General features: G+C 58.1%; 18 protein-coding genes and 1 pseudogene. 9 read left to right on the forward strand and 10 right to left on the reverse strand.

The window, feature by feature from the left end; translation table 11 throughout:
- Positions 1-54: 54 nt before the first annotated feature.
- The 5 genes from GHO41_RS05695 to GHO41_RS05715 all read right to left on the reverse strand — a co-directional run bounded on the left by GHO41_RS05695 (position 55) and on the right by GHO41_RS05715 (position 5,812).
- Positions 55-1,404 (reverse strand): carbohydrate porin, encoded by a 1,350-nt coding sequence (locus tag GHO41_RS05695; RefSeq protein WP_048367935.1) that lies wholly within the window; start codon positions 1,402-1,404, stop codon positions 55-57.
- A 93-nt stretch (positions 1,405-1,497) separates the two neighbouring features.
- The gene (locus GHO41_RS05700; protein WP_153433139.1) at positions 1,498-2,661 is read right to left on the reverse strand and encodes an ABC transporter ATP-binding protein; all 1,164 of its coding nucleotides are present in this window, start codon (positions 2,659-2,661) and stop codon (positions 1,498-1,500) included.
- Positions 2,662-2,663: 2 nt separating this feature from the next.
- Complete coding sequence (locus GHO41_RS05705; protein ID WP_048367940.1) at positions 2,664-3,509, reverse strand: carbohydrate ABC transporter permease; 846 nt, start codon at positions 3,507-3,509, stop codon at positions 2,664-2,666.
- Positions 3,502-4,410 (reverse strand): carbohydrate ABC transporter permease, encoded by a 909-nt coding sequence (locus GHO41_RS05710; protein WP_048367941.1) that lies wholly within the window; start codon positions 4,408-4,410, stop codon positions 3,502-3,504. The genes GHO41_RS05705 and GHO41_RS05710 overlap by 8 nt, the downstream gene beginning before the upstream one ends.
- Positions 4,411-4,525: 115 nt before the next feature.
- Positions 4,526-5,812: an ABC transporter substrate-binding protein gene (locus tag GHO41_RS05715; RefSeq protein ID WP_153433140.1), complete on the reverse strand. Its 1,287-nt coding sequence runs from the start codon at positions 5,810-5,812 to the stop codon at positions 4,526-4,528.
- A 351-nt stretch (positions 5,813-6,163) separates the two neighbouring features.
- Here GHO41_RS05715 and GHO41_RS05720 point away from each other — a divergent pair, with 351 nt between their 5' ends.
- Positions 6,164-6,811 (forward strand): AP2 domain-containing protein, encoded by a 648-nt coding sequence (locus tag GHO41_RS05720; protein WP_048367945.1) that lies wholly within the window; start codon positions 6,164-6,166, stop codon positions 6,809-6,811.
- Here GHO41_RS05720 and GHO41_RS05725 read toward each other — a convergent pair.
- The 4 genes from GHO41_RS05725 to edd all read right to left on the reverse strand — a co-directional run bounded on the left by GHO41_RS05725 (position 6,780) and on the right by edd (position 11,851).
- Complete coding sequence (locus GHO41_RS05725) at positions 6,780-8,240, reverse strand: ATP-binding protein (protein WP_153373728.1); 1,461 nt, start codon at positions 8,238-8,240, stop codon at positions 6,780-6,782. The genes GHO41_RS05720 and GHO41_RS05725 overlap by 32 nt on opposite strands.
- Positions 8,230-8,961 carry a response regulator gene (locus GHO41_RS05730; RefSeq protein WP_048367950.1) on the reverse strand — a complete coding sequence of 244 codons (732 nt, stop codon included), beginning with the start codon at positions 8,959-8,961 and terminating at the stop codon, positions 8,230-8,232. Before GHO41_RS05730 ends, GHO41_RS05725 begins: the two co-directional genes overlap by 11 nt.
- Before the next feature lie 110 nt (positions 8,962-9,071).
- Positions 9,072-10,028, reverse strand: a complete 957-nt coding sequence (locus tag GHO41_RS05735; RefSeq protein WP_153331432.1) for a glucokinase — start codon at positions 10,026-10,028, stop codon at positions 9,072-9,074.
- A complete protein-coding gene (gene edd, locus GHO41_RS05740) occupies positions 10,025-11,851 on the reverse strand; it encodes a phosphogluconate dehydratase (protein ID WP_048367953.1) in 1,827 nt (608 codons plus the stop codon). The genes GHO41_RS05735 and edd overlap by 4 nt, the downstream gene beginning before the upstream one ends.
- Before the next feature lie 207 nt (positions 11,852-12,058).
- On the opposite strand from edd, the gene gap reads away from it, so the two are divergent.
- The 7 genes from gap (at position 12,059) to GHO41_RS05775 (ending at position 19,184) form a co-directional block, all read left to right on the forward strand.
- Complete coding sequence (gene gap, locus GHO41_RS05745) at positions 12,059-13,060, forward strand: type I glyceraldehyde-3-phosphate dehydrogenase (RefSeq protein ID WP_048385445.1); 1,002 nt, start codon at positions 12,059-12,061, stop codon at positions 13,058-13,060.
- 4 nt (positions 13,061-13,064) lie between these two features.
- Complete coding sequence (locus tag GHO41_RS05750) at positions 13,065-13,529, forward strand: methylglyoxal synthase (RefSeq protein ID WP_048367957.1); 465 nt, start codon at positions 13,065-13,067, stop codon at positions 13,527-13,529.
- 203 nt (positions 13,530-13,732) lie between these two features.
- Entirely contained in the window at positions 13,733-14,251 is a 519-nt protein-coding gene (locus GHO41_RS05755) for an RNA polymerase sigma factor (RefSeq protein ID WP_048367959.1), read from the forward strand.
- A gap of 50 nt (positions 14,252-14,301) precedes the next feature.
- The gene (locus GHO41_RS05760; protein ID WP_048385447.1) at positions 14,302-15,270 is read left to right on the forward strand and encodes a FecR domain-containing protein; all 969 of its coding nucleotides are present in this window, start codon (positions 14,302-14,304) and stop codon (positions 15,268-15,270) included.
- A 132-nt stretch (positions 15,271-15,402) separates the two neighbouring features.
- On the forward strand, positions 15,403-18,000 hold the full coding sequence (locus GHO41_RS05765) for a TonB-dependent receptor (RefSeq protein ID WP_153329577.1): 2,598 nt from the start codon (positions 15,403-15,405) through the stop codon (positions 17,998-18,000).
- Positions 18,001-18,112: 112 nt separating this feature from the next.
- Positions 18,113-18,721, forward strand: a complete 609-nt coding sequence (locus GHO41_RS05770; protein WP_153329575.1) for a biliverdin-producing heme oxygenase — start codon at positions 18,113-18,115, stop codon at positions 18,719-18,721.
- Positions 18,722-18,779: 58 nt separating this feature from the next.
- The gene (locus tag GHO41_RS05775) at positions 18,780-19,184 is read left to right on the forward strand and encodes a YbaN family protein (RefSeq protein ID WP_048368458.1); all 405 of its coding nucleotides are present in this window, start codon (positions 18,780-18,782) and stop codon (positions 19,182-19,184) included.
- A gap of 93 nt (positions 19,185-19,277) precedes the next feature.
- On the opposite strand, the gene arcD (GHO41_RS05780) is transcribed toward GHO41_RS05775, so the two are convergent.
- Complete coding sequence (gene arcD, locus GHO41_RS05780) at positions 19,278-20,705, reverse strand: arginine-ornithine antiporter (RefSeq protein WP_048367966.1); 1,428 nt, start codon at positions 20,703-20,705, stop codon at positions 19,278-19,280.
- Positions 20,706-21,153: 448 nt separating this feature from the next.
- On the opposite strand from arcD (GHO41_RS05780), the pseudogene arcD (GHO41_RS05785) reads away from it, so the two are divergent.
- Positions 21,154-22,509 (forward strand): annotated as a pseudogene (gene arcD, locus GHO41_RS05785) (arginine-ornithine antiporter); the annotation flags it as partial.
- Between the last annotated feature and the right edge of the window lie 77 nt (positions 22,510-22,586).

Genomic DNA, 22,586 nt, shown 5'->3' on the forward strand with positions numbered 1-22,586 from the left:
GCAAAGGCTATCCGGAAAATACGCATAACGAAAAGGAGCTTATCGCAACAACCGTTAGAAGACCGACTGAATTTTCAAACCGGCCACCAATGCGTTATCCACTTTGTCCACGCCACCGGGGTGGGTGATGTACTGCAAGTTGGGACGCACGGTCAGCCAATTGGTCACGTGGATACCGTAGTTGAGCTCGTAGTTGTACTCGGTGTCGCGCAGCGGCGAGTACGACAGGCTGTCGTAGTTGGTGACATCATTGGCGACGTTGGCCAGCTCAGCGTTTTTCTTCACTTGGTCGTTAACGTGGATGCGGGCAAAGCCAATGCCGATGTCATCTTTTGGACGCGCATCGAACGGGCCTTTGTACACGAACATCAACGACTGGTAGTTGTCGACGATGTTGGTGGCCTTGTCATGGAAGGTTGCGTTGGCGGCAACGTTCAGGCCGCGCGATGCATCACCGTTGTGGCTGGTGAGTTGTTGCTGCACAACCAGCCAGTAACCGTGCTTGCTGTCATGCATGCGATACGGTTGACCGGTGGTAGCTGCATCCTGGCCGTTGATGTCTTCACGCAGGTCAGGCGCAGGGGCCGAACTTTTGTAGTAACCGATGCGGTATTCGCCCGGTAGGTTGTTGACCTTGGGCGACCAGACCAGCTCGACCGGCAAGACCGTACCTTTGGTGCCGCTGCCGTTGAGTTTGAAGCCGTTGCCGTGCTCCAGTTGCGACGGGTTCTGGTTGTAGGCACCGATCTGTGCGTAGAACTCAGGCGTGATGTTGTATTTCACGCGCAGAGCCGCCTGGCTGACCGGCCAGTTGTACCAGATGTTGGTTGCCCAGTTACCCACCTGAGACCCGCAGAACGCCAGGTTCTGGAATTCGCACGGGAAGGTGTTGAAGTCTTCGCCTTCACCAAAGTAACCGGCTTTGACGTCGAGTTTGCCGTCGAGGAACTGATGCTGGATGTACAACTGGGTCAGTCGCACCATGTGCCCACGGCCGTAGACTTCTTGCGACGAACTCAAGGTGCCGGCACGCGGATCGCCGATACGGTCGTTGGAGATGTTCTCACCGTTACGATTGGTGAGCTGGATCTTGGCCTGGGTGTTATCCCAGCCCCAGAGCTTTTGCAGGTCCAGCGCCACGCCCAGGCCAAACTGGTCGCTGTAACGCGCAGTTTTATTGTTGTTGTAGCCGCCATGCAGGTTGGCGCCTACTTCACCGACATAATCAGCCTTGATATCGATGCCCTGTTCGATGAGCTTGGTCCGCTCGCCCCCCCAATCCCCGGTCATCCATTTTGAATCGGCACTGAACGCTTCGTCTGCCATCGCATTGGCAGACATAACCAGCACGGCGGCCGCTGACAGCTGGCAGAACAACCGGGTATTGCCGTGTTGCTTTTTCATCCCAAAATCCTCGTCTTTTGTTATTAACTGTTTTTATCTAACGCGGTTTACAACATCTTCAGCCAGAAACAACACGCGTCCTTGTGTGCAGCTTTAGCGTCCTTTGAATTGGGCGACGTTATCGCCCCTGCTGTCCTGGGCGGATAACGCAGCGCCAACCCCTAAACGCTCACCTGTCTGGGCATCAAACAGCAGTACCTTGGCCGGATCGAACTGCAAGTTCAGGCTCTCGCCCACTTGCGGCGCAACATCAGGTGCCAGGCGGCAGCACACCTTGACGTCATTGAGCTGGACGAACACCAGCGTGTCCGGCCCGGTCGGCTCGGTCACTTTGACTTCGGCGCGAAGCGTTGGCAGGCCATTGGGCTCATGGGGTGCCAGCATGATCTGCTCGGGACGAATCCCCACGATGACATCCCGCTCTTCAAGCCCTGCGTCCTGCACCCCCAGCGGCAACTCACAACGTGCCTGCCCGCTGTCTAGCACGGCCATCAAGCGGCCGTCTTGACGCTTCAAGCGTAGACCAATGAAATTCATTGGCGGCGAACCGATGAAACTGGCGACGAACAGGTTGGCCGGGTCGTTGTAGATCTGCTTGGGGGTGCCGAACTGCTGAATGATGCCGTCCTTCATGACCGCGACCTTGTCGCCCAGGGTCATGGCTTCGATCTGGTCGTGGGTCACGTAGACGGTGGTGGTCTTCAGACGCTGGTGCATCAGTTTCATTTCAGTGCGCATCTCGACCCGCAACTTGGCGTCGAGGTTGGACAGCGGTTCGTCGAACAGGTAGATCTTGGGCCGACGCGCCAGCGCACGCCCCATCGCCACCCGCTGCTGCTGACCACCGGACAACTGGCCGGGCTTGCGATTGAGCAAGTGCTCGATCTGCAACAGCTTGGCGACCCGCGCCACTTCTTCGTCAATGGCCGACTGGGCCATCTTGCGGATCTTGAGGCCGAATTCGATGTTCTCGCGCACGCTCATGGTCGGGTACAGCGCGTAAGACTGGAACACCATGGCGATGTCGCGGTCCTTGGGGCTCATGCCGCTGACGTCCTGATCATCAATCATGATCGCGCCGCCAGTGATGTTCTCAAGGCCCGCGATGCAGTTCATCAGCGTCGACTTGCCGCAGCCCGAGGGCCCAACCAGGATCAAAAACTCGCCGTCCTTGATCGACAGTTCAATGTTCTTGAGGGTGTCTGGCAGGCCAGCACCATAGGTCTTGTTTACGTTACGAAGCTCGAGCGTTGCCATGATTACCCCTTGACCGCGCCGGCCGTCAGCCCGCGCACGAAATACTTGCCTGCGACCACATAGACCAGCAGGGTCGGCAGCCCGGCGATCATCGCCGCCGCCATGTCCACGTTGTATTCCTTGACCCCGGTGCTGGTGTTGACCAGGTTGTTCAGCGCCACGGTAATGGGCTGGGAATCACCGCTGGAAAACACCACACCGAACAGGAAGTCGTTCCAGATCTGGGTGAACTGCCAAATCAGGCAGACCATGATGATCGGAGTCGACATCGGCAGAATGATCCGCCGAAAGATCGTGAAAAAACCCGCGCCATCCAGACGTGCAGCCTTCACCAGTGCGTCGGGAATGCTGACGTAGTAGTTACGGAAAAACAGGGTGGTGAACGCCAGCCCGTACACGATGTGCACGATCACCAAGCCCGTGGTGGTGCTGGCCAGGCCCATTTTGCCGAGGGTGAACGAGGCTGGCAGCAGCACCGTTTGAAACGGCAGGAAGCAGCCAAACAGCAGCAAGCCGAAAAACAACTGCGAACCGCGAAAGCGCCACATCGACAGCACGTAGCCGTTCAACGCGCCGATGGCGGTCGAAGCCAGTACCGCCGGAACGGTGATCTTGATCGAGTTCCAGAAGTAACCGTCAACGGTGGCCCAGGCCTTGACCCAGCCAATGCCGGTGACCACGCTCGGCCAGCTCAGCAAGTTGCCGGTGCTGATGTCTTCCGGGGTTTTGAAACTGGTCAGCAGCATCACCACCAAAGGCACCAGGTACAGCAATACCGCGACAATCAGCACCGCGTAGATCGCGATGCGGCTCAGGCTTAATGAGCGTTTGCCGGTCAGACTAGTCATTTCGCTTGGCCCTCAGCTCGGAATACAGGTAAGGCACGATGATCGCGAGAATCGCCCCGAGCATCAGAATCGCACTGGCCGAGCCCATGCCCATCTGGCCGCGACTGAAGGTGAAGGAGTACATGAACATGGCCGGTAAATCTGACGAGTAGCCCGGGCCACCGGCAGTCATCGCCGCCACCAGGTCAAAGCTCTTGATCGCGATATGCGCCAGGATCATCACCGCACTGAAGAACACCGGACGCAGGCTGGGCAGCACCACTTTCCAGTAAATGCGCGGCAAGCTTGCGCCATCGATCTGGGCGGCACGGATGATCGATTGGTCCACCCCGCGCAGGCCCGCAAGAAACATGGCCATGATAAAACCCGAGGCTTGCCAGACAGCGGCGATGACCAGGCAATACACCACGCGGTCAGGGTCGATCAGCCAGTCGAGGCGAAAGCCTTCCCAACCCCAGTCACGCAGCAGCTTGTCCAGGCCCATGCCGGGGTTCAGCAACCATTTCCAGGCGGTACCGGTGACGATCATCGACAGCGCCATCGGGTACAGATAAATCGTGCGGATAAACCCTTCGCGGCGAATGCGCTGGTCGAGAAACACCGCCAGGGTCACGCCGATCACCAGGGTGATGCCGATAAACATGCCGCCAAACACCACCAGGTTCTTGCTGGCGACCCACCAGCGGTCGTTGTCGTACAAACGCTGGTATTGCGCCAAGCCAGCCCACTTGTAGGTCGGCAGAAAGGTCGAGGTGGTGAACGACAGAACGAACGTCCACAGGATGTAGCCATAGAAGCCCACCAACACGATGATCATGCTCGGCGCCAGCACCAGTTTGGGTAGCCAGCGTTGCAACACATCGAAGGGCGAGACTTTCCTGAACGCAGCAACAGAACTCATGGTGGAAATCCGTGCGAGGAAAAAGTAGAGACTGCTCCGGGCAGGAGCGAGCATGTCTCGCGATCTTTTAGAACCTCAAAAGATCGCGAGGCGAGCTCACTCCTACAGGAGGGGGTTACTTGGCGGACTTGATCGCTGCGCCAAGTTTTTTGGCGGTGTCGGCCGGGTCGGCTTTAGGGTCGTTGATGTAATTGGTGATTACGTCAAAGAACGCCCCCTGCACGGCCAGCGTGGTCGCCATGTTGTGCGCCATGCTTGGCTGCAGGCCGCCGGACTTGGCGTCAGCCAGGAAGTCCTTGGCCGAGGTCTGGGCACAGGCGTCAAAGCCGAGCTTTTCCATGTTGTTCAACATGTCGTTGCGAACCGGAATTGAGCCCTTGTTGATGCTGAAAACTTTCTGGAAGTCTTCACCCAGCGCCACCTTGGCAATGTCTTGTTGACCGGCCTTGGTGCCCTCGTCTTTCACCTTGAACACCGCCAAAGAGTCGATGTTGTAGGTGAAGGCTTTGTCAGTGCCCGGGAAGGCTACGCACTCATAGTCCTTGCCGGCGATTTTCTTGGCGGCGGTCCATTCACTCTTGGCCCAGTCGCCCATGATCTGCATGCCGGCCTTGCCGTTGATGACTTTGGCCGCTTCCAGGTTCCAGTCCTGGCCTTTGCCATCGGCGTCCATGTAGGTCGCGACTTTCTTCAGCTCAGTCAGCGCCTTGACCATTTGCGGGCCGGTCAGGGCATCGTTGTCGAGGTCAACCAGGGCTTTTTTGTAGCCATCGACGCCCATGACCGAGAGCACCACCGCTTCAAACACGGTGCTGTCCTGCCAAGGCTGGCCGCCGTGGGCAAGGGCAATAAAGCCCGCGGCCTTGAGCTTGTCACCGGCTGCGTAGAATTCTTCGAGGGTGGTCGGTGATTTTTCGATACCGGCTTTTTTGAAGACTTCCGGGTTGATCCACAGCCAGTTCACGCGGTGGATGTTCACCGGCACGGCCACGTAATCACCGTCGTACTTCACGGTGTCGGAGACTTTCTTGTCGAGCAGGCTGTCCCACTTTTCGTTTTTGGCGACCGTCTTCAACACGTCAGTGTCGAGCAGCCCGGTAGACGCCCACTCTTGAATGTCCGGCCCTTTGATCTGTGCCATACCCGGCGGGTTACCGGCCACAGCGCGGCTTTTCAGTACGGTCATCGCGGTGGCACCGCCACCCCCGGCGACAGCGCCGTCCTTCCAGGTGAAACCGTCTTTTTCAACTTGAGCCTTCAGCACATCGACAGCAGCTTTTTCGCCACCTGACGTCCACCAGTGCACCACTTCAACCGAACCTTTGGAGTCGGCGGCATAGCTGCTCAGAGGGAATAGTGTGGCGAGTGAGATAACGACGGCGAGGCGATTGAATGAATTCATGAGATGCCCTTTCTTGTTGTTATAGCTGTGCAAGTCTTTTGCTTGCGCTACCAATGAGTGTATCCACGCGCCACCCGCCTCAAGTAACGAAGAGACGTCTGTTTGTCACCGTCTGGTGACATTCAATAACGCGGCCACGGGGCTGTTTGAGATCTTTCAGTATGAGCAACGTCAGCCTTCTTGTAGGCCAGAACCGTTGAAATCCCCACGAGATACAGTTTTTTCCGCATTGCCTGTAGGACGCATCCCGAAGTCGTTTTCCCACGTTGTACCCGCAAATAACATCAGCGAGTCTGCTACTCATCGTCGTAGAAAAAGAACGGATGCCGACCCCCTCAGGAGATTTTAGCCATGACAGAACGTAACTTAACGTCCCGGAATCATTGCTTCATTTACCCCATCAAAGATCAGGAAGGTCGCCCCTACGCCTGGAAAATCGATATTCAACGCGCGGGCAAAGTGCATGTGCATCACTTTGCTTTCGACCAATATGGCGGCGAGATTCCTGCCCTGGAGGCCGCCGAAAACTTGCGCAACCAACTGGTCCTGAAAATGCCGCAGTCTTTTACTTATGAAGACCGCCAGCGCCTGATGCCGCATAACACCAGCGGCCACCCCGGCGTGTACCGCGTGCAGTCCAATCAGATTGATTACTGGCGCGCCACCACGCGCATTCACGGTTACAACCTGAGCAAGAGTTTTCGCATTGACAAGTATGGCGATGACCAGGCCAAACAGCTGGCGCTTGAGGAGCGTGAACGGCAGTTAACCCTGTGCAGCGACCCCTACGATGTCGCCATGGAGAAGCTCCAGCATCACTTCAGCCAGACCAGCCGCCGCGTGCGCGAAAACCGCATCAAGGCGGCAATGCACAAGCCCCGCGAGCCTAAGCCCACCGCCCAGGAGGTCTCTGGCACGCAGATGGAACGCATACTGCCGATCAGCGCCGAGCAGGCAAGCCTGTCCATCAGTCGGCATTTCGCGGCAAGTACAAAGTGACCCGCAAACCGCCCACACGCAGGTTTTGCAAGCTCACTTCACCGCCATGGCTATGGGCGATGCTGCGCGCAATCCCCAACCCCAGGCCGTAGCCTTGCTGCTGCCCGGCCAGGCGAAAGTGCGGCTCAAACACCTGCTCAAGGCGCTGTTCGGGCACGCCCGGCCCCTCGTCGTCGACGGTCAGCACAAACGCTTGCTCGTTGTCGTCTATGCGCAAGTGCGCATTGGTGCCGTACTTGAGTGCGTTATCAATCAGGTTGCCCATGCAGCGACGCAGGGCCAGGGGTTTGCCGTGATAAGGGCTGGTCGCTCGCCCCTGCAGCGTTACCCGGCCATTACCCTGCGGCAGCACATAGGGTTCTATCAGACAGTCGAGCAAGGTGTTGACGTCTACCGGCTCAATATTCTCGTGAATGTCGGTGTCTTTCACGCACTGCAGCGCACCTTTAACCAGCATTTCCAGCTCGTCCAGATCGCGGCCAAACTTGTATTGCAGTTGCTCGTCATCGAGCAGTTCTACGCGCAAGCGCAGCCGGGTGATGGGCGTGCGCAGGTCATGGGAGATGGCGCTGAATAACTGACCCCGCTCGGTCAGGTACCGGCTGATGCGCGCGCGCATGGTGTTAAAGGCCCGCCCCACTTCAACCACTTCGCTGCCACCGCCCACTTCGACAGGCTGGACCTCGTCTTCGCCCAGTGACATGTCACGGGCCGCCCTCGCCAAACGCTTGAGCGGGCGGCTTTGCCAATGCACCAGCACGCCGATAAACAACAGCAAAAAGATGCTGCTCAGCACGATAAACCACAGTTGCAGCGCCGGCAGCCCTTCTTCTTCAAGGCTGGTGTAGGGCTGGGGCAGCAAAGAGGCGATGTACAGCCACTCGCCCTGAGCCATCTGGATCTGCGTCACCAGCACCGGCGGGTCGACCGGTTCCAGGGTCAGGGCAAAGTGCGCCCACGAACGCGGCAACTCGTCGAGCTTCAGGCCCGCGTTAAAAATGCGTAAGTCCTGGGGGCTGACAAACTTCACCGACAGGTCGACATCAGGCCCCAGCGACTGGCGCAGCACTTGGTCCACGGCGTCCAGCACCGCCTGTTTGCGCTGGGTTGGCGGTAGCACCTGCATGTCCAGCGGCCGGTCATTGAGGCTGACGACAAACCGCGTGCCGCCCATGCTGCGCATTTGATCCAGCACCAGCGGGCGATAGGCCAGCGGCAGGGAGCGCAAGTACGTCACCGTGGCATTCATCGAATGCGCCATGCTGCGGGCACTGTTGACCAGGCCTTCAAGCTGGGTGGTGCGCAATTGTGAGAGCCAGATGGCACTCGACAACGTCTGCGCCAGCAAAATGGCCAGCAACGTCAGCAGCAACATGCGGCCCAGCAGCGAACGGGGGAGATGCAGGCGGGATAGAAGCTTAATGGCCATTTCCGACGGTGACCTCAGCTGCCAACTGGTAACCGCTGCCACGGATCGTGCGGATAAGCCGTGGCGGCTTCTCGGTGTCGCGCAAGCGCTGGCGCAAACGGCTGACCGCCATGTCGACAATGCGGTCCAGCGGCATCAGATCGCGGCCACGGGTGGCGTTGCCGATCATGTCGCGATCCAGGATCTGCTGCGGGTTATCCAGAAACAGCTTGAGCAAGGCGAAATCCGCCCCTGACAAAATCACCTCTTCGCCATCGGTATGAAACAGCCGATGGGTCACGGTGTTGAGCCGCCACTCGTCAAACGCCATGACTTCATGACCGGCGCTCGCACTGGAAAACTGCGCACGGCGCAACAAGGCCTTGATGCGCGCTTGAAGCTCGCGGGGGCTGAAAGGCTTGCCCAGATAATCATCAGCGCCCAGTTCCAGGCCGATGACCCGGTCGGCTTCATCGGAACTGGCGGTGAGCATGATGATCGGAATTTGCGCAAAACGCGGGTGTTGGCGCACCCAGCGGCACAGGCTGAAACCGTCTTCGTCGGGCAGCATCACGTCCAGGATCAATAAATCGCTGGCCTGTTCATCAAGCGCTCGCCTGAAGCCCGCGCCGTCGGCCACGGTGCGCACCTGAAAGCCGGCACGGGTGAGGTAGATATCAAGGAGCTCGCGAATTTCCTGGTCATCATCGACCAGCAAAATGGATTTGCCGGATGTGCTCACAGGCGCTGATCCTTATTGTTGTTATGGACGAAAGATCACTCGGTAGGAGCGAGCTTGCCTCGCGATCTTTTCAACGGTCAAAAGATCGCGAGACACGCTCGCTCCTACAGTCAACCGAACGCTTGTTGCAATGCCACGCCGGCGCCGATCAGGCCCGAGTACGGTGCGGTCACCAGCCAGACCGGGATGCCTTTGAGATAGTCGCTCATGCAGCCTTTATCCGCAAAGCTTCGGGCAAAGCCGCTGGCCACAAAAATATCGGCAAAACGCGGGATCACGCCGCCAACAATGTACACCCCGCCACGCCCGCCGACTGTCAGCACGTTGTTGCCAGCCACACGGCCCAGCCAGCAACTGAAGTGCTCCAGCACCTGCAACGCCACCGGATCACCCGCCAAAGCCGCCGCAGTGATTGCCCGGTCACTGTCCAGCACCGGCTCATGCCCGTCGACCGCACAGATCGCCCGATACACACGCGGCAAACCGCTACCGCTCAAAATACTTTCGGCGCTGACGTGGCCGATTTCGTTGTAGATGTGCTGCCACAGTTGCACTTCACGCGGGTTGCTCATGGGCAGGTCGACGTGGCCGCCCTCCCCCGGCAAGGCCATCCATTGCTCGTCGCCCAGGTTGAGCAAGGTGCCCACGCCCAACCCCGTGCCTGGCCCGATGACCACCGCCGGGCGCGCCGGATCGGCAATGCCGGGGCACACCTGGCGCACGTCTTCGGGTTGCAGGCGCGTCATGCCCAGCGCCATGGCGCTGAAGTCATTGATCAGCAGCAAGTGATCGACTTGCAAGGTTTCGCAAAACGCCGACCGGCTCAAGCGCCAATGGTTGTTGGTAAAGCGAAACTCGTCGCCGCTCACCGGCCCGGCCACCGACAGGCACACCGAACCCACCGCTCCGGGCGCCAGGTTCAACTCATTGAGGTAAACCTTGATTGCGTCTTCCGGGCAGGCGTAATCGGCCGTGGCCAACACGCTGACTGAACGCAACTGTTCGTCTTCCCAGAGGGCAAAACGGGCGTTGGTGCCACCAATATCACCGACGAGGGCGAGTTTCATTTCAGGGATTCCAGAGACGAGGTAAAGGTACTCGCGCCCTGCTCGGCCGAACTGAAGGCCTGACGCATAAACGCAAACAACTCGCGCCCGGTACCGACGGCATTGCTCAAGGTGCCGACAGCCGGGGTGCGTGCGGCGAATTCTGCCTCATCCACCAACAGTTGCAACGTGCCTTTTACACCATCGACGCGAATCAGGTCACCGTCCTGGACCCGCGCCAGCGCGCCGCCCACTTCCGCCTCGGGGCTGACGTGAATCGCCGCCGGGATTTTGCCCGACGCACCGGACATGCGCCCGTCGGTGATCAGCGCCACTTTGAAGCCGCGATCCTGCAGCACGCCCAAGAACGGCGTCATCTTGTGCAGCTCTGGCATGCCATTGGAGCGCGGGCCCTGAAAGCGCATCACGGCAACAAAGTCGCGTTCCAGTTCACCGGCCTTGAAGGCATCGGCCAGTTGCTGCTGGTCCTGGAATACCCGCGCCGGGGCTTCGACAATCTGGTGCTCCGGCGCAACCGCCGAGACCTTCATGACCCCGCGCCCCAAATTGCCTTCCATCACCCGCAGGCCGCCCTCGGCCGAAAACGCACGGGCCACCGGACGCAAGATGGTTTCATCGAGGCTTTCGATCGGGCCATCACGCCAGACCAGTTGGCCATCCACGAGGAACGGTTCGCGGGTGTAGCGGCTCAAGCCGTAACCGGCCACGGTGTTGACGTTTTCGTGCAACAACCCGGCTTCGAGCAGTTCGCGAATCAGGAACGCCATGCCACCCGCGGCCTGGAAGTGGTTGATGTCGGCTTTGCCGTTTGGATACACATGGGACAGGGTTGGCACCACCTCGGACAGGTCGGCCATGTCTTGCCAGGTCAACTGAATACCCGCTGCCATGGCAATCGCCGGCATGTGCAGGGTGTGGTTGGTGGAGCCGCCAGTCGCGTGCAAGGCGACGATGGAGTTGACCAGAGAACGCTCGTCCACGATCTCGCCCAACGGGGTGAAGTTACCGTTTTGCTGGGTCAGACGGGTGACTTGATGCGCCGCTTCGCGAGTCAGGGCATCGCGCAATGGCGTGTAAGGATTGACGAAAGAAGCACCCGGCAAATGCAGGCCCATCACTTCCATCAGCAACTGGTTGGTGTTGGCGGTGCCGTAAAAGGTGCAGGTGCCGGGGCTGTGATAGGACTTCATCTCGGATTCCAGCAGCTCTTCGCGGCTGGCTTTGCCTTCAGCGTAGCGCTGGCGTACGTCGGCTTTTTCTTTGTTGGAAATGCCCGACGGCATCGGCCCGCCCGGCACAAAGATGGTCGGCAGATGACCGAAGCGCAGCGCGCCCATCAGCAGGCCCGGCACGATTTTGTCGCAAATGCCCAGCATCAAAGCCGCGTCGAACATGTTGTGCGACAGCGCCACGGCGGTCGACAGCGCGATCACTTCGCGGCTCAACAGGCTCAGCTCCATGCCGGCCTCACCTTGGGTCACGCCGTCGCACATGGCCGGGGTGCCGCCCGCGAACTGGCCCACAGAGCCCATCTCACGCAGGGCTTGCTTGATTTGTTCCGGGAAGTGCTCGTATGGCTGATGCGCCGAGAGCATGTCGTTATATGACGAAACAATTGCCACGTTGGCAGCGTTCATCAGCTTGAGGGTGTTTTTGTCTTCTGTGCCACATCCGGCCACGCCATGGGCAAAGTTGGCACATTGCAGCTTGCCGCGTTGCGGTCCGTCACTGGCCGCATCACGAATAAGCGTCAGGTACGCCTCGCGGGTAGCTCGACTGCGGGCAATAAGACGCTCGGTGACTTCAAGAACGCGGGGATGCATGTGTTGAACTCCAGGCTAACGGATGTGGCGACCTGTGCGTGTCCTATGCTGACTGAGGCTCGCAGACGCGTGCTCAGTCGTTCGGACCCGTTGATTCAGGTCACTCGTTGTAGATAAAACAAAATATTGCCACTTAAATGGCTTGTTTTCTATTTTTATGAGAATAATCTTGTAATTCCAACAACAAATTGATGACAGGTGCTGTCCATGACATTACGAATCGCAATCAATGGTTTTGGCCGGATCGGCCGTAACGTCCTGCGAGCACTGTATACCCAAGGCTACCGACAGGACTTGCAGATCGTCGCCATTAACGATCTGGGCGACAGTTCGATCAACGCTCACCTGCTCAAGTACGACACCGTTCACGGCACGTTCGATGCCACTGTTGAGCATGATCAGGAAAGTCTGACGGTCAATGGTGACCGAATTGCGGTGAGCGCCATCCGTAATCCGGCTGAACTGCCTTGGGCCGACCTGAAGGTTGATGTGGTGTTTGAGTGCACCGGTTTCTTCACCGAGCGTAGTAAAGCAGAGGCTCACATTACGGCCGGTGCGCGTAAGGTGATTATCTCGGCTCCGGGTAAAAATGCCGATGCAACGGTGGTCTATGGCGTTAACCACGACATTCTGCGCCAATCGCATCAAATCATTTCTAACGCGTCGTGCACCACCAACTGCCTGGCGCCTGTGGCGCAAATCCTCAACCGCGAGTTCGGCATTGCCAACGGCCTGATGACCACCATCCACGCCTACACCAATGACCAGAACCTCACCGACGTTTATCACACCGACCCGTACCGCGCGCGTTCGGCCACGCAGAACATGATCCCGAGCAAAACCGGCGCCGCTGAAGCGGTGGGTCTGGTGTTGCCAGAGCTGGCCGGCAAGCTGACCGGCATGGCGGTACGCGTACCGGTGATCAACGTGTCGCTGGTCGACCTGACCGTTGAACTGACACGCGAAGTCACGGCTGAAGAAGTCAACGCAGTGTTTAAAGAAGCCAGCCAACATTCCAAGGTGCTGGGCTACAACAGCCTGCCGCTGGTTTCCAGCGACTTCAACCACAACCCGCTGTCGTCGATTTTTGACGCCAACCACACCAAGGTCAGCGGCAAGCTGCTCAAAGTGCTGGCGTGGTACGACAACGAGTGGGGCTTCTCCAACCGTATGCTCGACAACTGCCTGGCGCTGCACAACGCGGAGTGACGCGATGATCGGTATCAGCTTCACCACGGCCACCTTGGCGGCGCGCAAGCGCATCGCCCTGGTGGCGCATGATCACTGCAAAGGGTTTTTGCTGGACTGGGCCGAACGCCACAAGGCCGCGCTCAGCCAGCATGACTTGTGCGCAACGGGCACCACCGGCCTGTTATTGAGCAAACGCCTGGGGTTGCCGATCGAAAGCATGATCAGCGGTCCGTTGGGCGGTGATCAACAAGTGGGGGCGCAGATCGCCGAGCAGAAAATCGACATGCTGGTGTTTTTCTGGGACCCGTTCGAGCCACAGCCCCACGACCCGGACATCAAGGCCCTGCTGCGCGTGGCGGCAGTGTGGAACATTCCGGTGGCGAGCAATGAATGCACCGCTGACTATTTGCTCAGCAGCCCCCTGATGAACCAGCCGCACGAACACCGCATTCCCGATTACGCCGCGTATTTGAAAGGCCGGGCATAACCTGGGATAGAACACATATCTTGTGGGAGCGGGCTTGCTCGCGAAGAGGATCGACTCGGTCAACCCTCAGACCGCGTCGCCCCAATCGCGAGCAAGCCCGCTCCCACAGACTGAACTGCCCAAGCAACAAACTCAAAACATCACTTGACCAAACACACAGATGATAAGCATTATCATTCGCTCAAAATCGGTCGGGTAGTGCTGTGAGTCAGTCCCAGTTCAATCAAGTCTTCCTTACTCAGCGGGTGACCTTGCTGCGCACGTTACAGCGGATGGTGAATAACCCCAGTACCGCCGAAGACTTGCTGCAAGAGACTTACCTGCGGGTTACCCGCGCCTTGAACGAGCGTTCGGTCGAGCACCTGGAACCGTTTGTCTACCAGACCGCGCGCAATCTGGCGCTCGATCACCTGCGCTCGCGGCGCATCCAGGCGCGCACAGTGGTTGAAGATGTTCCGATCGAGGTGCTTGAGGGCATTGCCTCTACCCACAGCACCCCGGAAGAAGCCCACCAAGCAGCGCAATTACTGGAGCGTTTGAGTGTGAGCCTGAGCCAGTTGAGCGCACGTCAGCAGCGGATTTTTATCCTCAGCCGGCTGCATGGCTGCAGTTATCAAGAGATCGCCGAAGAACTTGACGTGTCATTGAGTACCGTTCAAAAGGAACTCAAATTGATCATGGCAATCTGCATCGGGGTAGCCGACAGGCTGAATCGGCCTTAACCTTGCCCTTCAATGCCACGCGAACGCCCTGAAACTGCCAAGGAACCTCTGTGACGGACACTCACAAATCTGCTGCGCCCGACCCGGCGCACGAGGTGCTGCAAGACAGCGCCATGGATCAGGCACTGGATTGGCTGATCACCCTTGAGTGTGCGAGCGACGAACAGAAAATCGTGTTTGAGCAGTGGCTGAATGCCGACCCGGCGCACGCCAGGGCGTTTGCCAAGGCCAACGCCATCTGGAACGGGCAACCCGTGCTAGACGCTGCACAAACCCTGCAAACCCGACGCAAACCCAGCGTACTGCGGCGTATCAGCCGGCATTGGAAGCACGTGGCTGCGGCGGCGGTGCTGGTTCTGACAGTCGGTAGCTATACCAACGTGCCGTTACGCCTTCAGGCAGACCACCTGACCGTGGTGGGTGAGCGCCAGCGCCTGCAACTCGAAGACGGCTCCAAAGTGCTGCTCAATACCAACTCGGCATTTTCCAGCAAAGTGGTGAATACCCAGGCCCGCGCCCGGCTGTTGCAGGGCGAAGCCTTTTTTGAAGTCCCGGCCAATCTTGAACTGCCCATGGTGCTGGATGCCGGCCCGGTGCGCGTCAGCGTGCGTGACACCGCGTTTGCAGTGAGCTACTTCAATGGCGAAGCGCAAGTGCGGGTGCAGCGCGGTGATGTGGACTTGCGGGTGAACAGTGTCGGCACACAAATGCGCCTGTCGGCGGGCAACAGCGTCAGCATTGGCCCGAACGGCTTCGGCCGCCCCACCACCCTCAACCCCCAAACCGACCTTGCCTGGGTGCAAGGCCGATTGGTGTTTGAAAACTGCCCGATGAGCAAAGTGCTCGATGAAGTGCGCCGCTACTACCCCGGCTGGATCGTCAACAACAACGAAAAACTCGCCAACGTGGCCGTCACCGGCAACTACCGGCTCGATCAGCCACTGGATATCGTGCGCTCGCTGGCCCACATCACCTCCAGCCGCCTCTCGGAATACCCGGCGCTGGTCATCCTCAATTAAAAAAATTAGATTAATCGACTCTTTTTTTACTCGATAGCCCAAGGTCATTCGTCTCGTTGTGATCAATGCAACTGATTCGCATTTTGAGTCAGCTTCGCAACTACAAGACTTGTCACTTCTGGAGCGCTATCAATGCCCACACGTTTCAACAGCCGGTCCACTTCCAACGCTCGCACTGGCGGCTTGCACCAGTGCACATTGTCGTTGTTGACCGTTGCCATGCTGATGGCTGGCGTACAGGCCGCACCGGCCCTGGCCGCAACCGATCCGCAGCCAGCCAGCCGCTCCGTGGGCAGTTATAAGTTTGCGATCGCTCAGCAGCCACTCGCCTCTGCGTTGAATGACTTCAGCAGCGTGACCGGATGGCAAGTCGGCCTGCCAGCAGAACTGGCACAGGATGTGGCATCGCCCGGCGTACGTGGCTCCCTGACCCCAGAAAAAGCCCTGGAGCGCCTGCTCACCGGCACCAACCTGACGTACCGCAAGCTGAGCACTAACAACATCGTGCTGGAAAAACGCAGCGCGACCTCCGGCACCCTGGCCTTGCAGCAAGTGACCATCAGTGCCACGCGTAACGCACAAGACGTCAGCGCCGTACCCAGCACCGTCACCGTTCATGACCGCCTGGACCTGGACCGCGAAAACGTTAACACCATCAAAGACCTGGTTCGTTATGAGCCGGGTGTTTCGGTAGGCGGCGCCGGTCAGCGCGGCGGCATCACCGGCTACAACATTCGCGGCATCGACGGCGACCGGATCCTCACCCAGATCGATGGCGTTGAGATCCCGGACTCGTTCTTCAACGGCCCTTACGCCCAGACCCAACGTAACTACGTTGACCCTGAAATCATCAAAAGCGTAGAAATCCTCCGCGGCCCGGCGTCCGTGCTGTACGGCAGCAACGCCATTGGCGGTGCCGTCAGCTACTTCACCCTGGACCCGGACGACATCATCAAGCCGGGCCAGGACGTTGGCGCCCGCCTCAAAACCGGTTACAGCTCGGCTGATCGCAGCTGGCTCAAGTCGGGCACCGTGGCCGGTCGCTCGGGTGATTTCGACGGTTTGCTGCACTTTAGCCAGCGCGATGGCCATGACACCGAATCGTACGGCGACCGTGGCGGCAACGGCCTGGCCCGTACCGCGGCCAACCCTGAAGACGTGAGAACCACCAGCGTGCTGGCCAAGGCAGGCTGGAACTACAACGATGACGACCGTCTGGCCTTCACCTACGAGAAGTACAAAAACCACGACGACGTCAATGTGAAGAGCGCCGTCGGCGGGCCGTTCACCAATGGCCAGCCATTGGGCATGTACCGCTCGCGTACCGGCACCGACACGGTGAGCCGTGAACGCTTCGGCCTGGTCAACACCATGACGGTCGACAGCCTGGTTGCTGATCACATCAAGACCAGCTTGAACTACCAAATCGCCAAAACCGACGAGACCACGCTGGAAGATTATTTCCCGTTCACCCGCAATGTCATGCGCTCTCGCGACACCACGTATCAAGAGAAGCAATGGGTCCTCGACGCACAAGCAGACAAGGCCTTTAGCATCGGTGAAACCGATCATTTGCTGACCTACGGCGCCACCCTGAAAAACCAGAAAGTCACCAGCTCGCGCAGTGGCTCGGGTACGTGCCTGGCAGTAGGCCGCGGCTGTACGGCAATCGGCGCTGACAGCCCGTCAGATTATCTGGTCAAGTCCAGCGACTTCCCGGACCCGACCATCAACACCTACAGCCTGTTCGCCCAAGACCAGATCAGCTGGAACGACTGGACGTTCTCACCGAGCTTGCGTTACGACTACACGCGCCTGACGCCGCACATTACCCAAGAGTTTCTCAACACGATCCCGGCCGATGAACGCGCCAACGTCAGTGACGAGAAGAAAATCTGGCACCGCGTATCGCCAAAATTCGGCCTGACGTACGCCCTGACTGAGCAATACACCTGGTACGGCCAGTACGCGGAAGGTTTCCGTACGCCGACGGCCAAAGCGCTGTACGGCACCTTCGAAAACCTGGCGGCCGGTTACAAAGTAGCGGCCAACCCGAACCTGGAACCGGAAAAAAGCAAAAGCTTCGAAACTGGCCTGCGTGGCAAGTTTGATGCGGGTTCATTCGATGTAGCGGTGTTCTACAACAAATACCGCGACTTCATTAACGAAGACGCCATCACCCCCGGCTACAGCGAGACCACGTTCCAGAGCAACAACATCAAACACGCCACCATCAAGGGTGCCGAGGTTAAAGGTCAGTTGAACCTGGATGCGTTCGGTGCACCAAAAGGTCTGTACACCCGCGGTTCAGTGGCTTATGCCCACGGCAAAAACGACGACAACGGCGAGCCGATCAACAGCGTCAACCCGCTCAAAGCCGTTATGGGCTTGGGCTACGACCAGGAAACCTACGGCGCTCTGGTTAGCTGGACACTGGTCAAGCGCAAGGACCAGGTGGATAACACCAGCTTCTTTGCCCCGGACGGCACCAGCAAGCAATTCAAGTCGCCAGGTTATGGCGTAGTGGACCTCACCGGTTTCTACAAAGTCACCAAGGACGTCACCGTCAACGCCGGCCTGTACAACCTGACCGACAAGAAATACTGGAACTGGGATGACGTGCGCGGCTACGACAGCGTGGGTGAAGCCGGTGTGCTCAACCCCGCCAACATGGACCGCCTGACCGCTCCAGGTCGCAACTTCTCGGTCAATCTGGTGTGGGACATCTGATAGACACATCCACTGCGTAGTCTTTTCAGGCTGCGCAGTGAGGAATTTTTACTGTGATGCGTCTTCTTGATCGTCTAGTTACAAAGCGCATCTCATTCTCAAGGATATTTGCATGACCACTCCTGATACCGCACAGCGTCCAGCCTTGCGTTCTCAACGCCTGAACCAGATCACCAACGAGCCGCATCAAAAGCTCGATGCACTGGTAAAAGCTCACAAGCCTTTCGACACCCGCGAAAACTTCGCCCGTTTTGTTGTGGCTCAATACCTGTTCCAATCCGAGCTGCAAGCGCTGTACACCGACGCGGCCTTGAAAGAGATCGTGCAGGACCTGCCAGAGCGTTGCCGTGCAGAACAAGCCAAGGCTGACCTGGCTGACCTGAACACTCAGGTGCCTGCTCCAGTCGCTGGCGCAGTCAATGCTCCGAGCAAAGCTGAAGCCTTGGGCTGGATCTTTGTATCGGAAGGCTCCAAGCTTGGCGCTGCGTTTTTAATCAAGCGTGCTGTGGCACTGGAACTGAGCGAAACTTTCGGTGCGCGCCACTTGGGCGAACCGGCCGGTGGTCGTGCTGAAGGCTGGAAGAGCTTCGTTAAAACCCTCGACGGCCTGGAACTGAGCGCCGAAGAAGAAGCCGACCTGGACAAAGGTGCAGTCGCCGCGTTTGAACGTTTTACCGTATTGCTGGAACATGCTTACGCTGCTGAGCCAGAACTGGCCTAAGCAGGATCTGCTCGGTCAGCGAGCGCTGACCGAGTATCTTTTTCTGCGCATTGAGCCTATGACACACCCAACTCAATCCTCATCCAAAATCGCCCGCTTCCTGTTTGGCGTGCTGGCCTACGTCAGCTTGGGCATCGGCCTGATCGCCATCGTGATCCCTGGCTTACCCACCACCGAATTTATTTTGCTCGCTGCCTGGGCCGCGACCAAAAGCTCCCCTCGCCTGAGTGCCTGGCTCGAAAACCACCGTTTGTTTGGCCCGATTTTGTTCAATTGGCGCAACGGCAAAATCATCCAGCGCAAAGCCAAAGTCAGCGCCACCATCAGCATGCTGCTGTGTGCCGGGTTGATGCTTTACGTACTTGATCACGACTGGCCGGTGTTCCTGGCCATTGCCGGCATGAGCATGGGCAACCTGTGGATCTGGTCCCGCCCGGAACGCTTGCCGCTGGCGAGCGAGTAACTGAACCACATAACTGTAGGAGCGAGCTTGCCTCGCGATCTTTAGATTTTTTAAAAGATCGCGAGGCAAGCTCGCTCCTACAGTTTATGGGGGTTAGAGCGTTAACGCCCCGCTGTACAGCCCGTACGCCGCGCCCAGCGCAGTAATCACGACTGCTGCGAATATCAGCGGCTCTATGCCCTTGAACAACGCCTGCCCTTGCTCACGCTTGGCCTTGGCAAACAGAAATATCCCCGGCGCATAGAGCAACGCGGACAACAGCAAGTATTTGGGCCCCGCCGCATACAGCAACCACATCGCGTAGATCAATGCGATGGCACCTATCAGCAGGTCCTTGACCCGGCTACGACTGGCCTTGGCGTAGGTTTCACCGCGCACACACAACAACACCGAATACGCCGCCGACCAGAAGTACGGCACCAAAATCATCGATGAGGCGAGGTAGATCAGGGTGGTGTAGGTGCCCGATGACACCAGCGTGATGACCAGAAACAGCTGAATCATGATATTGGTCAGCCATAGGGCGTTGACCGGCACATGGTTGGCGTTTTCCTTTTTCAGGAACGCCGGCATGGTTTTATCCCGAGACGTCGCGTACAGAATCTCGGCGCACAACAACGCCCATGACAGCAGCGCTCCGAGCAATGAAACCGCCAGGCCGATGCTGATCAGAATCGCCCCCCAATCCCCCACCACATGCTTGAGCACCCCGGCCATGGACGGGTTTTGCAGTTGCGCCAGTTCGGGCTGAGTCATGATGCCCATCGACAGCACGTTCACCAGCACCAGCAACGCCAGCACGCCGAGAAACCCGATCACGGTAGCCTTGCCCACATCGGAACGCTTTTCAGCGCGCCCGGAGTAAACACTGGCGCCTTCGATGCCGATAAACACAAACACGGTGACCAGCATCATGTTGCGCACCTGGTCCATCACGCTACCGACGCTGGGCATTTCTGAGCCCCACAGGTCACGGGTAAAGATGTCGGCTTTAAACGCCACGGCGGCCAGCACGATAAACATCACGATCGGTACGATTTTCGCCACGGTGGTCAGCTGGTTGATAAACGCGGCCTCTTTGATGCCGCGCATCACCAAAAAATGCACGCCCCACAGCAACAGCGATGCACAGCCGATGGCAATGGGCGTATTGCCTTGGCCAAACGCGGGGACGAAAAAACCCAAGGTGCTGAACAGCAACACGAAGTAGCCCACGTTGCCCATCCAGGCACTGATCCAGTACCCCCAGGCCGACGAAAAGCCCATGTAGTCGCCAAATCCGGCCTTGGCGTAGGCGTACACCCCCGAATCCAGCTCCGGCTTGCGATTGGCCAGGGTCTGGAACACAAAAGCCAGCGCCAGCATGCCCACCGCCGTGATTGCCCAACCGATCAATACCGCAGCGCCAGCGGCTCGTTCGGCAATATTTTGTGGCAATGAAAAAATACCGCCACCAATCATCGACCCGACCACTAACGCAATCAAGGCATTGAGCCGAAGCTTCTGGGTCTGTTGAGACATCGCTACCTCTTTGTCGGGTGTTTTATTAATGCTGCTGATCTAGCGACAGACACTTGCGAGTAAATAAATGTTCGACCCACACGTTTAATAAAGTTGCGCTATAAGCCTGATTTTTTAACAGCAAGATTTTCTATTAAAGACCAAAAACCAACGCAGATGCAGATGACGTTTTCATTTCACAGGTCGTTAAATGAAACATTCGGCTCACATTTGCAAATTCTCAAATAGTGTCTAGCTTCATTCCCCACGACGAATCAATTAAAGCCGCTGTATTACCTGAAAGCCCTCTGGAGCCGGGTTTCCAGCGCGCGTCATAAAAATGCGCAATAGCGACCTCCCCGCTCTACTGACAATGGAATGTAGTCATGACCTGACCTAAGTCAACAGGGTAAGCAAACAACGCAATAACCTCTGAGACATCACTTCACATGGATTGGAGTCACTCTAAATGTCTGACACTCCTGGAAAACTTCGACTAGGTGCATTGGTTGCTCTGGTAGTCGGTTCAATGATTGGCGGCGGGATCTTTTCGCTGCCGCAAAACATGGCAGCAAGTGCGGATGTCGGGGCGATTTTAATCGGCTGGGCAATCACCGCCGTAGGCATGCTGACCCTCGCATTTGTGTTCCAGACCCTGGCCAATCGAAAACCCGACCTGGACGGCGGCGTGTACGCCTACGCCAAGGCCGGGTTTGGCGATTACATGGGCTTTTCGTCGGCCTGGGGGTACTGGATCAGTGCCTGGCTGGGCAACGTGGGCTACTTCGTGCTGCTGTTCAGCACACTCGGTTACTTCTTCCCGATCTTCGGTGAAGGCAACACGGTCGCCGCCATCGTCGGCGCGTCAATCCTGCTCTGGGCCGTGCACTTTCTGGTCTTGCGCGGCATCAAGGAAGCAGCGTTCATCAACCTGGTGACCACCGTCGCCAAGGTCGTGCCGCTGATTCTGTTCATTCTGATTGCACTGTTCGCCTTCAAACTGGACATCTTCACCAGTGACATCTGGGGCCTGAAAAACCCGTCGCTGGGCAGCGTGATGGACCAAGTGCGCAACATGATGCTGGTCACCGTGTGGGTGTTCATCGGTATCGAAGGCGCGAGCATCTTCTCGTCTCGTGCCGAAAAACGCTCAGACGTCGGTCGCGCCACCGTGATCGGTTTTATCACCGTGCTGCTCTTGCTGGTGCTGGTGAACGTGCTGTCGCTGGGCATCATGACTCAGCCAGAACTGGCAAAACTGCAAAACCCTTCGATGGCGGCCGTGCTTGAACACGTGGTCGGCCACTGGGGTGCGGTGCTGATCAGCGTCGGCTTGATCGTGTCCTTGCTGGGAGCCCTGCTGTCGTGGGTGCTGCTGTGTGCAGAGATCATGTTCTCGGCCGCCAAAGACCACACCATGCCGGCGTTCCTGAAGAAGGAAAACGCCAACCACGTACCGGTCAACGCCCTGTGGCTGACCAACGTAATGGTGCAGATTTTCCTGATCATCACCCTGTTCTCGGAAAGCACCTACTTGTCGCTGATCTATCTGGCGACCTCGATGATCCTCGTGCCTTATCTCTGGTCGGCGGCCTACGGCCTGCTGCTGGCGGTGCGCGGCGAGACTTATGAGAACGCCCTGGCTGAGCGCAAAAAAGACCTGATCATCGGTTCTGTCGCGCTGATCTACGCGATCTGGCTGATCTATGCCGGTGGTCTGAAGTACCTGCTGCTCTCGGCCCTGCTGTATGCACCTGGCGCCATCTTGTTCGCCAAGGCCAAGCGCGAAAGCGGCCAACAAGTGTTTACCAACATCGAGAAAGTGGGCGGCCGCAAAAACTGAGTGCAACACCTGACCTTTCCGGTACGGTGCTGCCACTATGTCCTATCACGAACTCAGTA

Origin of the sequence: Pseudomonas sp. FSL R10-0399, assembly GCF_009600165.1 — a bacterium.
In the GTDB taxonomy this organism is placed as follows: Bacteria; Pseudomonadota; Gammaproteobacteria; order Pseudomonadales; family Pseudomonadaceae; genus Aquipseudomonas; species Aquipseudomonas helleri.